Origin of the sequence: Sphingomonas sp. CFBP 8760, assembly GCF_014841615.1 — a bacterium.
In the GTDB taxonomy this organism is placed as follows: Bacteria; Pseudomonadota; Alphaproteobacteria; order Sphingomonadales; family Sphingomonadaceae; genus Sphingomonas.
The window spans coordinates 45,460-60,595 of sequence record NZ_JACYUG010000001.1 but is presented as its reverse complement, the minus strand read 5'-3'; the positions used below and the strand labels follow the sequence as shown (position 1 = coordinate 60,595).

General features: G+C 67.1%; 15 protein-coding genes and 1 pseudogene. 8 read left to right on the top strand and 8 right to left on the bottom strand.

Translation table 11 applies throughout. The annotated features are described in order from the left end of the window. Positions 1-17 precede the first annotated feature (17 nt). The 4 genes and pseudogenes from IFT82_RS20680 to IFT82_RS00275 all read right to left on the bottom strand — a co-directional run bounded on the left by IFT82_RS20680 (position 18) and on the right by IFT82_RS00275 (position 3,831). Positions 18-839, bottom strand: a complete 822-nt coding sequence (locus tag IFT82_RS20680) for a glycoside hydrolase family 3 C-terminal domain-containing protein (protein ID WP_244646311.1) — start codon at positions 837-839, stop codon at positions 18-20. A gap of 121 nt (positions 840-960) precedes the next feature. Then, a pseudogene (locus IFT82_RS20675) lies at positions 961-1,596 on the bottom strand (glycoside hydrolase family 3 N-terminal domain-containing protein); the annotation flags it as partial. 295 nt (positions 1,597-1,891) lie between these two features. Then, positions 1,892-2,593 carry a TonB-dependent receptor domain-containing protein gene (locus tag IFT82_RS00280; protein WP_244646387.1) on the bottom strand — a complete coding sequence of 234 codons (702 nt, stop codon included), beginning with the start codon at positions 2,591-2,593 and terminating at the stop codon, positions 1,892-1,894. Between the two features lie 143 nt (positions 2,594-2,736). Further along, entirely contained in the window at positions 2,737-3,831 is a 1,095-nt protein-coding gene (locus IFT82_RS00275; RefSeq protein ID WP_207105714.1) for a hypothetical protein, read from the bottom strand. Positions 3,832-4,134: 303 nt separating this feature from the next. Between IFT82_RS00275 and IFT82_RS00270 the strand changes: the two genes are divergently transcribed. Further along, the gene (locus IFT82_RS00270) at positions 4,135-4,575 is read left to right on the top strand and encodes a MarR family winged helix-turn-helix transcriptional regulator (RefSeq protein ID WP_342355007.1); all 441 of its coding nucleotides are present in this window, start codon (positions 4,135-4,137) and stop codon (positions 4,573-4,575) included. Between the two features lie 38 nt (positions 4,576-4,613). On the opposite strand, the gene IFT82_RS00265 is transcribed toward IFT82_RS00270, so the two are convergent. Genes IFT82_RS00265 through ligK form a run of 3 tightly spaced genes read right to left on the bottom strand, consistent with a single transcriptional unit; the run spans position 4,614 to position 7,256 of the window. Beyond that, complete coding sequence (locus IFT82_RS00265; protein ID WP_192123228.1) at positions 4,614-5,525, bottom strand: amidohydrolase family protein; 912 nt, start codon at positions 5,523-5,525, stop codon at positions 4,614-4,616. Then, complete coding sequence (locus IFT82_RS00260; protein WP_244646309.1) at positions 5,522-6,589, bottom strand: 4-oxalomesaconate tautomerase; 1,068 nt, start codon at positions 6,587-6,589, stop codon at positions 5,522-5,524. Before IFT82_RS00260 ends, IFT82_RS00265 begins: the two co-directional genes overlap by 4 nt. Continuing rightward, positions 6,582-7,256, bottom strand: coding sequence for a 4-carboxy-4-hydroxy-2-oxoadipate aldolase/oxaloacetate decarboxylase (gene ligK, locus IFT82_RS00255; RefSeq protein ID WP_192123226.1), 675 nt, complete (start codon positions 7,254-7,256; stop codon positions 6,582-6,584). Before ligK ends, IFT82_RS00260 begins: the two co-directional genes overlap by 8 nt. 107 nt (positions 7,257-7,363) lie before the next feature. On the opposite strand from ligK, the gene IFT82_RS00250 reads away from it, so the two are divergent. From IFT82_RS00250 to IFT82_RS00220, 7 genes are all read left to right on the top strand, one after another. Further along, on the top strand, positions 7,364-8,506 hold the full coding sequence (locus IFT82_RS00250; RefSeq protein ID WP_192123223.1) for a LysR family transcriptional regulator: 1,143 nt from the start codon (positions 7,364-7,366) through the stop codon (positions 8,504-8,506). Positions 8,507-8,584: 78 nt separating this feature from the next. Continuing rightward, complete coding sequence (locus tag IFT82_RS00245; protein ID WP_192123222.1) at positions 8,585-9,466, top strand: NAD(P)-dependent oxidoreductase; 882 nt, start codon at positions 8,585-8,587, stop codon at positions 9,464-9,466. Continuing rightward, on the top strand, positions 9,463-10,485 hold the full coding sequence (locus IFT82_RS00240; protein WP_192123221.1) for an amidohydrolase family protein: 1,023 nt from the start codon (positions 9,463-9,465) through the stop codon (positions 10,483-10,485). The genes IFT82_RS00245 and IFT82_RS00240 overlap by 4 nt, the downstream gene beginning before the upstream one ends. Beyond that, a complete protein-coding gene (gene ligA / locus IFT82_RS00235; protein WP_192123220.1) occupies positions 10,482-10,904 on the top strand; it encodes a protocatechuate 4,5-dioxygenase subunit alpha in 423 nt (140 codons plus the stop codon). Before IFT82_RS00240 ends, ligA begins: the two co-directional genes overlap by 4 nt. Further along, entirely contained in the window at positions 10,904-11,761 is an 858-nt protein-coding gene (locus IFT82_RS00230; RefSeq protein WP_192123219.1) for a class III extradiol dioxygenase subunit beta, read from the top strand. Before ligA ends, IFT82_RS00230 begins: the two co-directional genes overlap by 1 nt. Further along, the gene (locus IFT82_RS00225; RefSeq protein WP_192123217.1) at positions 11,752-12,693 is read left to right on the top strand and encodes a Gfo/Idh/MocA family oxidoreductase; all 942 of its coding nucleotides are present in this window, start codon (positions 11,752-11,754) and stop codon (positions 12,691-12,693) included. Before IFT82_RS00230 ends, IFT82_RS00225 begins: the two co-directional genes overlap by 10 nt. Before the next feature lie 87 nt (positions 12,694-12,780). After that, positions 12,781-13,788 (top strand): aldo/keto reductase, encoded by a 1,008-nt coding sequence (locus tag IFT82_RS00220; RefSeq protein WP_192123215.1) that lies wholly within the window; start codon positions 12,781-12,783, stop codon positions 13,786-13,788. Here IFT82_RS00220 and IFT82_RS00215 read toward each other — a convergent pair. Then, entirely contained in the window at positions 13,785-15,101 is a 1,317-nt protein-coding gene (locus tag IFT82_RS00215) for an MFS transporter (RefSeq protein ID WP_192123213.1), read from the bottom strand. The two genes, IFT82_RS00220 and IFT82_RS00215, sit on opposite strands and share 4 nt — an antisense overlap. Positions 15,102-15,136: the final 35 nt, after the last annotated feature.

Here is a 15,136-nt window from a genome sequence, read left to right as displayed (position 1 = left end):
GATCCGCCGCGACCGCTCTATTGGTCGGGCAGGGACGATCCGGCACCGAAGGCGTAGAACGGCTCGCCGCTATCGTCGGGGTCTGCCGGGTTCTGCCGTCGCACGGCCTCCATCGAGCGCGGCAGTTCGAAGGGTAGCCGGCCGCGGGGGGGGATGGCGCCGGTCACGGCAGCGAGCAGCGCATCGTCGCCAATACCGAAATTGCCGATGATGGCCCGCGCCGATCCGGCCACGCGGGTCAGCACGGCGGGGCGGTCGAGGAAGATCGCCATGACGACGGGCTTGATCCGCGCCAGCCGCACGATGGCGTCATGATCCTTGTCGCCGGGCCGCAGGTCCAGCCGCCCTTCGTGCTGGCGCGATCCGAAGAAGTGGAACGGGTGCGGCGTTTCATAGGGGGTGGCCGCACGCACCAGCGCGACATCGGCCTGTGCCGGATCGTCGAACACGGTCAGCCCGTGCGCGCGTGCCGCCGCGCCATCGATGTCGGACAGATAGACACGGGTGCCGGCGCGCAACGGCAGCAGGCCACCGTCGTTCTTCAACAGCACCTGCGCTGTAGCCTGTACCCGTTCGGCTTCGCGCCGGATATCGGGAGCGCCGACGACGCGGGCCGCCGCTTCGGGATCGACGAGGGCGTTCTCGAACAGGCCGAGCTGGAACTTGACCGCCAGGATACGCGCGACCGACTGGTCGATCCGTCCTTCCGGCAAGGTCCCCGCGTGGACCGCATCGATGATGACGCCGGGCGTCTCGACGCCGCCGAACTGGTCGAGGCCCGCCGCAACCCCCTTCACGAAACGGCCGCGCTGGGAAAGGGTCTCGACGCCCCACGGCATCGCGATCTCGGGCCGGGCGCTGCGGCCGGGTCGGCGCCACGCATTGGCGCGCGCAGTCCCGCGTGATGCCCCAGTCCGACAGGATGATGCCGTCGAACCGGTAGCGGGTGCGCAACAGGCCGAGCAGTTGCCGGTTGACGCCGGCGGCGACCGGTTCCACCGGCTTGCCGTCGATGGTGACACCGGTGATGATGTCATAGGTCGGCATGACGCCCGCGACCCGTGCGGCGAACGCGCCCTTGAACGGCTCGATATGTTTTTGCAGCGAGGCGTCGTCGAGCACCGCGATCCGGCCGTAACGGTTATGTCCGTCGAACCCGTCCGGATTGGCGCCATAGCCGACCCAGTGCTTGACCACCGCCATCACGCCGTCGCGCGTCAGTCCCTGCTCGCCGCCCTGAAAGCCGGCGACATGGGCCTGGACCAAGGTGCGGGCGACGGCGGGGTCCGATCCGAAGGTGCCGGTGCCACGCGACCAGCGCGGTTCGGTGAACGGGTCGGCCTGGGGCGACAATGCCTGATGGACGCCGGTGGCGCGATATTCGCGGCGCGCGATATCGGCGAAACGCCGCATCAGGGCCGGATCGCGCAGCGCGGCGAAGCCCAGCGTCTCGGGCCATTGCGAATAGCCGCCGGCCCCGGAACTGGCCCCGACGACGGTCTGGAAATGGTGTCGCGGATCCGAACTGATCGTCAGTGGAATGCCGAGACGGGTACGCGCCGCGATCGCCTGTAGCGCGTTGTTCTCTTCCGCCATGCGCCGTGGCGACACCGACAGGCGGGTGATGGCGTTGGTGATCTTCAGGTCGGCGATCATCCGTTCCACGCCCCCACGATCATAGCCTAACGCGGACGCACCGATCACGCCGTCACTGGCGGGCAGCGAGCCGTGCATCATCGTGCCGGCCTTTTCCGCCAGCTTCATGCGATGCACCAGATTGTCGACGCGCCGCGCGATCGGCAGACGCCAGTCTTCATAAGGTGTCAGCGCACCATTGCGATCGAGATCGCGAAAACGCAGCTCGTCGACGACGATTACCGGGCCATTCCGCTCATCGAGCGCGATCCGACGCGGCTCCGTCGCTCCGGTCGCCTGCACGACCCCCGAAACCGGTGCGGGCGGCGCCATGGCCACCATGGCGAACGTCAGGGGCAGAAATGTGGCGATCCGGGTTTTCACGACTGCTCTCCGGCGGGACGGTTGTTCGTCGTCGTCGACCGATCGCCCCGTCCGGCAAGGGGCGAACGGCGGTCACGGGCAGGCGGGGGCCTGCCCGCGAGGTTCGGAAACGTGTGCCGACGCGTACGCCGTACAGCCGCGGATCGGTGAGCTGGGCGACGCCATCGTCGAACCCCGCGCCGAAATTGGCGAGCGGGATGCGCCAGTCATAGGCGGCCGACACCGTCCATCCGGGCGAGCGGTCCAGCTTGCGCCCGGCGAACTGGGCGAACAACGGCCCGACCGCGTCCACCAGATAATCGGTGTAACGGGCGTTGAGCCAGGTCGCCGAGACGTCGAACTGATGGTTGCGCGCGGGGGTGATGACGCTCTCCAGCTCGACACCGTCGATCTTGGCCTGCCCGGCATTGAGCGTCCGCTGCGTCGGCGCACCCGCGATCAGCGTCAATTGCGACAGCGGCAGGTTGGTGTAGTCGTAATGGAAATAGCTGCCGTTCAGGCGCCCCGCGTTGCCGGGCACCCGGGTCTTGAAGGCGATCTCATAGGCCGTGAGCGTCTCGGGCTCGTAGAACAGCAGATCGGGGGGGAGATCGCCGCACCGGCGCAGTTGGTCGCGCCCGCGAGGCAGCCGTCGTTGAAGCCACCCGCCTTGTAGCCGGTGGACATCGATCCATAGAGCAGGGTCTGCGGCCCCAGATCATATTCCAGACCGCCGCGTCATGTCACCTTGCGATAGGCGACCGATGCGTCGTTGAGCGAATCGCGTGAGCTGCGCGGATTGGTGGTCCCGGGCTGCGTTCCGGTCGTGAAGGCGAGCGGGTCTGACAGGTTGGCATGGAACATCGTCGCGCCGACGCGGCTCTTGTCGTCCTTGGTCCAGCGGACGCCCCCGGTGGCGCGCAGCCCGTCGACGAGCGTCAGCGTACCCTGACCGAAGAAGGCGAGCGACTTCGACACCGTATCCTGCGGGAAGCCGAAGATGTAGCCGCGCTGCCCCGGCTGGAACCCCTGCGAACCGTATAGGAAGAAATCGACCTCGGACATCTCGCGGAAGAAGAAGCCGCCGGCCTGCAGCTTGAGGGCGTTGCTGTCATAGGCAAGGCGCAGTTCCTGCGAATTCTGCGCATAATCGCCATCGAACGTCTGCGGCGTGGTGGCGTACAGGCCCGTGGCGCGGACAAGCCCGGTCACGCCGGTGAACTCCTCGTCGCGCTTGAACTTGCGGTACGAACCGACATAGCTGGCGGTCAGCGTTTCCGACAATTCATAGGTGACGTCGCCCTGGATACCCCATGAGCGGTTGTCGCGATTGGATTGCCGGCGTTCGGAATAGCCGACGGTGCTGAGCGCTTCCCGGCCGCCGGACCGTGGCACCGGGTTCTGCCCCAACTCGCCGTCGGCCGGGTTTGCGAACGGACCCTGATAGAGCGTCGACAACTGGACCTGCGGCCCCGGATGCCCCTTGATGACGCTGTAATCGCCGCGAAGGACGACGGTCAGCCGGTCGGTCGGCTTGACCAGCAACGACAGGCGGCCCGACAGATTGTCCTTGAACGGATCGACGTCATAGGTGTCGTTGGCCGGGGTGAGATAGCTGTCCCGACGGTCGTAGTTGACGGCAGCGCGCAATGCCGCCGACGTGCCCAGCGGCACGTTCAGCACGCCCGTTCCCTGAACCGCGTCGTAATTGCCATAGCCGATGTCGGCGCTGCCGCTGAACTCGCCCAGACGCGGCCGTGCCGACACGAGGCTGATGAGCCCTGCCGTGGTGTTGCGTCCATTCTGCGCAGCGACTGGTGCGGCAAAAATCATGCACGACGTGGCCAACAGGAAGCTTCTCATATGCCATCCCCCCCTTTGATCTCAGGCGTCCCGTGATGGCGGGATGCATCCTTGACGGGCCGGATAGCCAGAATCCTATGGAATGCAATGTGACATATCAATCTATTATCACAATGGTTTAGCTGAAAAACTTGCGATGTTGCGGGCAACTTCACCAGCCTACTGATATGTGATATATATGTTGCTCAGTTATCACGATAATCATACCAAGGCAGCTATTGACCCTTCGTGGGGAAGTGAACACAGGGATCGGAGCAAAATTACAGGTATCGCGTGACGACGAAACAGCGTGGGCAGATCGATACGAGTCTTCTAGATGCGTTCGTCGGCTATCAGGTGCGACGCGTCGGAAACGGTCTCGACAGGAGTTTCTCCGAAGCGATGGCCGGAACCGAGATTCGTCAGGTGCTGTTCGGCGTGTTGGCGTTGATCGCGGCCAATCCCGGGATCAATCAGGGCAGCATTGCCGACGCCCTGGAGATCAAGCGTGCAAACATCGTCGGACTCATTGCCGAACTGGAAGAACGGGATCTGATCACGCGCGTCGTGGTGCCCAGCAACAGACGTGCCTTCGCACTGACACTGACCGCTGCGGGCAGTGCCATGGTCGCGGATTGTCTGGCTCGCATCGGGGCGCATGAGGATCGGCTGCTTGCCAACCTCTCAAGCGCCGAACGGATCATTCTGATCGGATTGTTGCGTCGTCTGGCATGATCCCGATGCTCCTGACATCCGAAGCCGGATTGCACCGGTCAGAGGCTGGGCGGGATGCCGCGATCTTCCGGCCAGTACAGTGCCATCGGGTTCGTCACGAGTAACGTCCGCTGCAAGTCCGCCGTCACCGCGATGCGGGGGATGATGTCGACCAGTGCGCCGTCGTCGGGCACGGCGTTCTGCATGTTGGGGTGTGGCCAGTCGGTGCCCCACAGCACGCGGTCGGGATAATCCTCGACCAGCGGGCGTACCACCGTGACGAACCGGTCCCAGGGCGGGCCGGCGGGTTCTTCGAGGCGATCGGGGCAGGTGACCTTGGTCCAGATGTCGTCGCGGCTGTCGAGCAGGGTGCGGAACGCCGTCATGTCGGCACCGTCGGGGCCCTGCGTGACGTCGGGGCGGCCCATATGGTCGACGACGATCAATGTCGGGATCGCATCGAGGAAGGGGCGCAATTCCTGGAGGATATCCGCCTCGAAATAGATGACGACGTGCCAGCCGAGCGGCTGGATGCGACGGGCGATTTCGAGGAACCTGTCCTTGGGCGCGTTGTCGACCAGTCGCTTGAGGAAGTTGAAGCGGACGCCGCGAATGCCGCCGTCATGTAGCGCTTCCAGTTCGCGATCGGTGATGGCCGGATCGACCACCGCGACGCCGCGAGCCATGCCGCCGGAACGGGCGATGGCGTTCAGCGTCGCGGCATTGTCGGTGCCGTGGCAACTGGCCTGGACGATGACGTTGCGCGCGAAGCCTAGCCGGTCGCGCAGGGCGAACAGCATGTCGGGTCCGGCATCGGCGGGCAGGTATTTCGCCTGCGCACTGAACGGGAAGTCGGCCATCGGCCCGAACACATGGCAATGCGCGTCCACCGCGCCGGGCGGCGGCACGAAGCGCGGGACGGTGGGGTTCGGGTGCCAGCTCGTGATGCGGCCCGCTGCGTCGGTGCTCATGCGAAAACCTTTCCGTCCATCAGCTTGCGCGCGGTGCGCAGCATCGCCGCGGTCTGCACCGCGCCCCGTTCGTCCAGTTCGATCACGCAGGTCGTCTCCCCCGTGGGGTGTTCGACCGACAGCGTCTTGCGGCGACCCGCGGCAACCGTCGCGACCTCTGCCGCGGGCGATCCGGCGATCAGGCAGGCGGTCGCGACGCTGACCGCGCCCAGCACGCCGATCGACGCATGTGCACGGTGCGGGATGAAGCTGCGCACCGTGATCGCGCCGCCATGAAGGGGCGGGGCCACGAGCATCATCTTTGGCACCGACTTGTCGCGCACGTCGCCCAGATTCATGCGTTCGCCGACCGCGAGGCGGATCGCCTCGATTCGTGCCTTCAGGTCGGTGGCGGCGTCGAGTTCGTCGCGGCTTTCATAGCCGGTGATGCCGACATCGGCCGCCTTCATCACGACGCAGGGCATGCCATTGTCAATCAGGGTGACGCGGATGCCGTTCACTTCGTCGACCGCGTTCCCCGTCGGCAGTAGCGCGCCGCAGGAGGATCCGGCGGTATCGCGAAATTCGAGCGGGATCGGGGATGCGCCGCCCGGCACGCCGTCGATCCGCGCCGTACCGGCATAGTCGACCACGCCGCCCGGCGTCGCCACGGTCGCGACCGCGATCTGGCCGGTATTCTCCATGAAGATCGCCACCCGCGTCTCGTCGCCGGTCGGTGCGACCAGCCCGCGCTCGATCGCGAAGGGGCCGACGCCGGCCAGGATGTTGCCGCAATTCTGCTGGCCGCTGACGATCGGGCGATCGACGAAGACCTGCAGGAACAGATAGTCGATATCGACGCCCGCGCGGTCCGACCGCGATACCAGCGCGACCTTGCTGGTCAGCGGATCACCGCCGCCCATGCCGTCGATCTGGCGCGGATCGGGCGAGCCCATCGCGCGGAGCAGGAAGGCGTCGCGGGCATCGCGGTCGGCGGGTAGATCGTCCCTGACGAAATAACCGCCCTTCGACGTGCCGCCGCGCATCCACATGCAGCGGACGCCATCGCTCGCCGGATCAGACATATTTCAGGCCCATCTGCGCCAGCCGGGGGCGCATGTCGTAGATGTCGAGACCCAGTTCACCCGCCGCCATCCGCTGGCGCTTGGATTCCTCGATCGCCGCGCGCGCATCGGCCTTTTCCAGCACGGCGGCGGCATCGGCAGTCGCGACGATGCAGATGCCGTCGTCATCGGCGATCACGATGTCGCCGGGATTGACCAGCGCGCCCGCGCACACGACCGGGACGTTGACCGATCCGATCGTCGCCTTGATCGTGCCCTGTGCGTGCACCGCCTTCGACCAGACCGGAAAGCCCATCTGCGTCAGGTCGCGTATGTCGCGCACACCGGCATCGATCACCAGTCCGCGACAGCCGCGCGCCATCGCCGAGGTCGCAAGCAGATCGCCGAAATAGCCGTCGGTGCTGGGGCTGGTCGGGCCGAGCACGATGATGTCGCCGGGCTGCAACTGTTCGATCGCGACATGGATCATCCAGTTGTCGCCGGGCGCGGCGGAGATCGTGACCGCGCTGCCCGCGATCCGTGCGCCGGGATAGATCGGCCGCAGGTGCGGGGCGAGCAGACCGGTACGGCCCTGCGCCTCGTGCACCGTCGCGACGCCGTGGTGGGCCAGCCCGTCGATGACGGCCGGATCGGCGCGTGCGATATTCTGGACGACGATGCCCGACATGCCAATTCCCTTCGACCCTGTACGCTGCCGGGCGTCATGGACAGCCGGCCCGATCCGCGACAAATGCAATTCGTGCGCGCCGCATAAGTTTTTGCTAATCGCGCATCATGGACCCGCTCAGTCTCAATAGCCGGCACCTGCGCGCGATGGTCGCGATCGTCGCGACCGGGCGGATCAGCAGCGCCGCGCGCGCCGTCAACCTGACGCAGCCGGCGGTGACGCAGGGACTGGCCAAGCTGGAGGCGCAGATCGGCCTGACGCTGTTCGACCGGCGGGCGGACGGCATGATGCCGACCGACGCGGCGCATATCCTGGCCCCGCGGGCCGAGGCGGCGTTGCGGCGGATCGGCAGAGGCCATTCAACCGGCGCGCAGATCCGCGCGTTTCTGGCGGTCGCCGATGCCGGCAGCTATGCCACGGCGGCCGGGGCCACGGGGCTGAGCGAGGCGTCGCTGCACCGGGCGGTGGGCGACCTGTCGGTGGGCATCGGCCAGCGGCTGGTCGAGCGGCGTGGCCGCGGCATCGCGCTGACTGCGCGGGGGCTGGCGGTCGCGCGTAATTTCCGGCTGGCGCTGGTCGAATTGCGGTCGGGCATCGCGGAACTCGCGGCGCTGCACGGGCGCGAGGTGGGGCGGATCGTGATCGGGGCGATGCCGCTGTCGCGGGCGCGCCTGTTGCCGCAGGCGATCGGGCTGTTCCATGCCCGGCATCCGCAGGTCGATCTGACGATCGTCGAGGGATCGCACGCCGAACTGGTCGGGCCGCTGCGCGATGGCGAGATCGACCTGATGGTCGGCGCGCTGCGGGCGGAGGCGCCCGACGGGATCGCGCAACGGCCGCTGTTCGAGGACCGTCCGATCATCATCGGCCGCGCGGGCCATCCGCTTGCCGCGCGGGGCGGCACGGTGGATGCGCGCGACTTGGCGTCCTATCCGTGGATCGTCCCCGCGCCGGGGACGCCGCTGTACGCGCTGTGGGCATCGATGTTCGCCGCAGCCGGGGTCGCGGCCCCGCATGTGCCGATCGAATGCGGGTCGGTCATCATGGTGCGCCAGATACTGGTCGGCAGCGATTTCCTGACCCTGCTGTCCACCGATCAGGTCCGTGTCGAGCTGGAGGCGGGTTGGCTGGCGGCGATCGGCCCGGTGCCCGGCGATGTCGGCCGCACGATCGGCATCTCGACGCGCGACGACTGGCGACCGACGGCGTTGCAACGCCGCTTCATCGAGACGCTGGCCGAGCAGGAATAGCGGAGACTTCGCATAATCTAATGGATGCGCGTGCAATCCGATTGGTCGGGGCGGCGCAAAGGCGGCAGGTCCCCGGCGATGGAGACGATGCTCGCCCTGATCGGGTTCGGCGAAGCCGGACGCACCTTCGCCACCGCCGGGGGGTGGAGTGGCGCGCGCGTTCATGATCGCCTGAGCGATGGTGCGGGCACGGAAGGGAGCGCGGGGATGCGCGCGGCCTATGCCATGGCCGGCGTCGCGGGTTGCGACCGGCTGGCGGATGCGGTTCGCGACGCGCCGGTCATCCTGTCGCTGGTGACGGCGGATCAGGCGCTGGCGGTCGCGACGGCAGCGGCGGCGGCGATCGCGCCCGGCGCGCTCTATTGCGACATGAACAGCGTCGCGCCCGAAACCAAGCGGGCGGCGGCGCGGCTGATCGACGCGGCGGGCGGATGCTATGTGGACGTTGCGGTGATGGCGCCGGTCGACCCCGCGCGGCTTTCGGTGCCGCTGCTGCTGAGCGGGGCGGCGGCAGGCGCGGCGCAGGTGGCGCTGGCGGCGCTGGGCTTCACGCGGATCGACGTCGTCGGGCACGAGATCGGCCGTGCGTCGTCGATCAAGATGATCCGGTCGGTGATGGTGAAGGGGATGGAGGCGCTGACGGCCGAATGCGCGCTGGCGGCGGCGGCGGCGGGCGTTTCGGCGGAGGTGTTCGCATCGCTGGATGCCAGCGACCGGGCGAAGCCGTGGGCGGCGCGGGCGGATTATAATCTCGATCGCATGATGATCCATGGACTGCGCCGCGCCGCCGAGATGGAAGAGGTCACGAAAACGCTCGATGCGCTCGGCACCGGCAGCGCGATGACGCGCGCCACCGTCCTGCGGCAGCGCGCGATCGGCGAACTGGGGGTGCAGCGCCCCGCACCGGGGCTGTCCGCCAAGATCGGGCAGATCAACGACGACAGGAGGGACGCCGCATGACGATGATCGTCGATTGCCACGGCCATTATACCACCGCGCCGACCGCGCATAACCGCTGGCGCGAGGATCAGGTCGCGGCGTTCGAGGCGGGGCGGCCAGCGCCCGCCTATCCCGCGATCGCCGACGACGAGATCCGCGAGACGCTGGAGAAAAACCAGATCCGCCTGCTGCGTGAACGCGGGGCGGATATGACGATCTTTTCCCCGCGCGCGTCCGCCATGGCGCCGCATGTCGGGGACGAGGGCGTGGGGATCGCCTGGGCGCGCGCCAACAACGACCTGATCGCGCGGTGCGTCGATCTCTACCCCGACATCTTCGCCGCGGTGTGCATGTTGCCGCAGTCGCCGGCTGCCGACATGCAGGGTTCGATCGCGGAACTGCGGCGCTGCGTCGACATGGGGTTCATCGGCTGCAACCTCAACCCCGATCCGGGCGGCGGGCATTTCCGCCATCCGCCGCTGACCGACCGCTACTGGTATCCCTTCTACGAGGCGATGGTCGAACTGGACGTGCCGGCGATGATCCACGTGTCGGGCAGCTGCAATCCGGGGCTGCACGCGACCGGGGCCTATTACATCGCGGCGGACACGATCGCGTTCATGCAGTTGCTGGAAGGCGACCTGTTCGCCGATTTCCCGACGCTGCGCTTCATCATCCCGCATGGCGGCGGTGCGGTCCCCTATCACTGGGGGCGGTATCGCGGGCTGGCCGACATGCTGAAGAAGCCGGCGCTGGCCGGGCATCTGATGAACAATGTGTTCTTCGACACCTGCGTCTATCATCAGCCGGGGATCGACCTGCTGGCCGACGTGATCGAGAACAGGAACATCCTGTTCGGATCGGAGATGGTCGGCGCAGTGCGCGGTATCGACCCGCAGACCGGGCATTATTTCGACGACACCAAACGCTATGTCGACGCGCTGGAGATCAGCGATGCCGAACGGCGCGCGATCTTCGAGGGCAATGCCCGCCGGGTCTTTCCCCGTCTGGACGCGATGCTGAAGGCGCGCGGGCGGTGAGCGACCTTCCCCGCCAGCCGCGCGATATTCACGAATATCTCGCCCAGTTCGACGACATTCCCGGCACGCGCTTCTTCACCGCGCAACGGGCGCGGCAGGGCTATCACCTCAACCAGTTCGCAATGAGCCTGATGAAGGCGGAGAATCGCGAACGCTGGAAGGCGGACGAGCGCGCCTATCTGGAGGCATGGCCGATGACCGCCGAACAGCGGCAGGCGGTGCTGGACCGCGATTACAACCGGCTGCTCGATCTGGGCGGCAACATCTATTTCATGGCCAAGGTCTTCTCGACCGACGGCCAGAGCTTCCTGCAGGCGGTGAGCACGATGAGCGGCATGAGCCTGGACGATTATACGGCGATGATGATCGCGGGCGGCCGGTCGCCGGTCGGCGCGCGGTCGATCAGGGACGGCAGCTGATGGCGCGCATCACCGCCGGCATCGCCAGCAGCCACATCCCCGCGCTGGGCGTCGCATCCGATCTGGACAGGACCGCCGAACCGTATTGGGCGCCCGCCTTTGCCGGCTATGACTGGACGAAGGCGTGGCAGGCCGAACAGAAGCCCGACGTCGTGATCCTGGTCTATAACGACCATGCGTCGGCCTTCGACATGCGGATCATCCCGACCTTCGCGATCGGCTGCGCGGAATCGTTCGAACCCGCCGACGAAGGCTGGGGACCGCGCCCGGTGCCGGTCGTGATGGGCCACCCCGACCTGGCGTGGCACATCGCGCAAAGCTGCATCCTCGACGAATTCGACATGACGATCATCAACGAGATGACGGTCGATCACGGGCTGACCGTGCCGCTGTCGATGATGTTCGGGAAGCCCGATGCCTGGCCGTGCCGGGTGATCCCGATCGCGGTCAACGTCGTCACCTATCCCCCGCCGACCGGCAACCGCTGCTGGGCGTTGGGCGAGGCGATCGCCAAGGCGGTGGCGAGCTTCGGCGAGGATCTGAACGTGCAGGTCTGGGGCACCGGGGGCATGAGCCACCAGCTTCAGGGGCCGCGCGCGGGCCTCATCAACCGGGAATGGGACAATCTGTTTCTCGACCGGCTGGTGGGCGACACCGACGAACTGCGCCGCATGCCGCATATCGACTATCTGCGCGAAGCGGGGTCGGAGGGGATCGAGCTGGTCATGTGGCTGATCATGCGCGGCGCGCTGGGCCGGCGCACCCGCGCGCTGCACCGCCATTATCACGTCCCCGCAAGCAACACCGCGGTCGGGCACATCGTCCTTCAACCCGAACAGGAAATCCCATGCGTATAGCACTGGCCGGCGCGGGCGCGTTCGGCGAAAAACATCTAGACGGCCTGAAGAATATCGAGGGCGTTACGATCACCTCGATCGTCAGCCGCGAACTGGATCAGGCGCGCGCCGTCGCGGACAGATATGGCGCGGCGCACGCGACCACCGACCTGTCCGAGGCCCTGGCGCGGGACGATGTCGACGCGGTGATCCTGTGCACCCCGACGCAGATGCACGCCGAACAGGCGATCGCCTGCATGAAGGCGGGCAAGCACGTGCAGGTCGAGATCCCGCTGGCCGACAGCTGGGCCGACGCGCAGGACGTGCTGCGGGTGCAGCGGGAAACCGGCCTCGTCTGCATGGTCGGCCACACCCGCCGCTTCAATCCGAGCCATCAGTTCGTCCACAACCGGATCGTGGCGGGCGAGATCGCGGTCCAACAGATGGACGTGCAGACCTATTTCTTCCGCCGCAAGAACATCAACGCGAAGGGTGAGGCGCGGAGCTGGACCGACCATCTGTTGTGGCACCACGCGGCTCACACGGTCGATCTGTTCGCGCATCAGGCGGGCCGGATCGTGCAGGCCAATGCGATCCAGGGGCCGATCCACCCCGAACTGGGCATCGCGATGGACATGTCGATCCAGTTGAAGAGCGAGAGCGGCGCGATCTGCACCCTGTCGCTCAGCTTCAACAATGACGGGCCACTGGGCACCTTCTTCCGCTACATCTGCGACAACGGCACCTATATCGCGCGCTACGACGATCTGGTGAACGGGCGCGAGGAGCCGATCGACGTGTCGCAGGTGGCGGTGTCGATGAACGGCATCGAGTTGCAGGACCGCGAATTTATCGCCGCGATCCGCGAGGGCCGCGAACCCGACAGCTCGGTCGCGAAGGTGTTCGACTGTTACCGCGTGCTCGGCGAACTGGAGCTACAGCTCGCCCGCTGACCGCGGCCGCGGCGATCCCGGTTGCGGCGCGGATCACGATCGCGGAAGAACGATGTCGATCCGCCGCCGTCATCCTGCGAGTTGCCCATGCCCGTCCTGCCATCCCGCCGCCTCGGCACCATCGACGTGTCCGCCGTCAGCCTCGGCTGCATGGGGCTGAACCACGGCTATGGCGATTTCCCGGGCGAGGCGGACGCCATCCGGCTGCTCAACCACGCGTTGGATGCGGGCGTGACGATGCTCGACACCGCCGCGCTGTATGGTGACGGCGAGAATGAGCGGCTGGTGGCGCGGGCGGTCGGCCATCGCCGCCGCGAGTATACGCTGGCGAGCAAATGCGTGTTGGGCATGTTCGACGGCAAGCGCGGTCTGGACGGCCGGCCGGCGGCGATCGCGCGGACGCTGGACGGCGCGCTGGAGCGGCTGCGGACCGACCATATCGACCTCTATTATCTCCACCGGCTCGATCGCAATGTGCCGATCGAGGAGTCGGTGGGGGCGCTGGTGCGCGCGGTCGAGGCGGGGAAGATCGGCGCGATCGGGCTGTCAGAGATGTCGGCCGCGACCATCCGCCGCGCGCACGCGGTCCATCCGATCGCCGCGATCCAGACCGAATTCTCCCCCTGCGTCCGCAATGCTGAGGTGGCGGTGTTCGACGCCTGCGCGGCACTGGGGATCGGCTTCGTCGCCTTTTCGCCGGTGTGCCGGGGGTTGCTGGCGGGCGCGATCAAGGCGGCGGACTATCCGGCGGGCGACCTGCGGGGCAATCTGCCGCGCTTTGTGGAGCCGAACCTGTCGCACAATCTGGAACTGGTCGCGCGGTTCGACGCCGTGGCGGTGGCGGCGGGAGTGACGCCGGGGCAGCTTGCGCTGGGCTGGGTGCTGGCGCGGCATCCGTTCGTCGTCGCGCTGCCGGGGACGCGCAACCCTGCGCATCTCGACAAGAATGTCGCGGCGGCGTCCCTGACCTTGTCCGATGCGACGCTGGCGGCGGTCGATGCGATCTTCGTGCCCGGTGCGATGGCGGGGCGGCGATACCTGCCCGCGATGCAGGCGCAGGTCGATACCGAATTGCTGCCCGAGGAAATCGCCTAACCCGTCAGCGCGGCGCGGTCTTCGTAGCGGAGCAGGAAGACCGCGCCGGCAGCGACCACCGATCCCAGCGCCATGGTCAGCGCGACGCCGGCAAAGCCGATCCCGCCCTGGAACATGAAGCCTGCCACGATCGGGCTGAGCGCCGCGCCCCCGCGCCCGACGCCGATCGCGAAGCCGGTACCGCTCGCCCGCAGCGCGGTGGGGAATGACTGGGCAATCATCGCATACATGCCGACGATCGCGCCGTTGGTGCAGAAACCCGCGATCGCCACGATCAGCGACAGCGTCGCGAGATTGGCTGGTGCGTGGCCGAACCCCGCCACCATCGCGGTCGACAGCAGCATCGCGCCGATCGTCAGCCAGCGGACCGGCAGCTTTTGCGTCAACAGACTGAGCACCAGCGACCCGGTCGCGCCGCCGATGTTCGCCCACACCAGCACGCCGCCCGCCGACGATGGCGAAAAGCCCATGTCGGCGACGATCTTCGGCGTCCATTTCAGGATGAAGTAGAAGGTCATGATATGCGCGAAATAGGCGAGGGTGAGCAGCATCGTGATCGCCGCCAGACCGGGCCGGAACAATTGGCCGATACCGCCCCGTGATGCGCCGGGGACGGATGCGGGCAGGGCATCGACGACCGCATGGCCCAACCGGCGCATGACCGCATTGACGCGCTCCAACGCATCGGCGCGGCGCTTGTGGACCAGGAACGACACCGTTTCGGGCAGCAGGAACCAGGTCAGCGGAATGCACAGCGCGGTGGCGACGGCGCCGATCGCGAAGACGGATCGCCAGTCATGGCCGGCGGCGAACATCATCGACGCGATCGATCCGCCTACGATCGCGCCGATCGGATAGCCGGTCGCCATGATCGCGATCGCCATGCTGCGGCGGCGGGCATTGGCGAACTCGGCGGTCACGGCGTTGGTCGCCGCGAGCATTCCGCCGATTCCGACCCCGGTGAAGAGCCGAAAGACCGACAGCATCTCGATATTGCGGGCGTGCATCGCCATCGCCATGCCCGACCCCATGATCGCGAGGCAGGCGAGAATCGTCGGGCGGCGGCCGATCCGATCGCACAGCGCACCGAGGCCGATCGACCCGGCCATCATGCCGATCAGTTCCATCGACAGCACGATGCCGAGCGCGGCACGATCGACGCTCCATTCCTTCGCGATACCGGGTGACGCGAAGCTGATCGACAGCACGTCGAACCCGTCGAGCGCGTTGAGCAGCACGCAAAGCGCGATCGCTACGACCTGTGGCCGTCGCATCGGTGCGTCGCTCAATATCCGACGTGGGTCCTCAGCCATCCTCTTGTTCCCTCGCTATCGTTTCCCTACCGGTC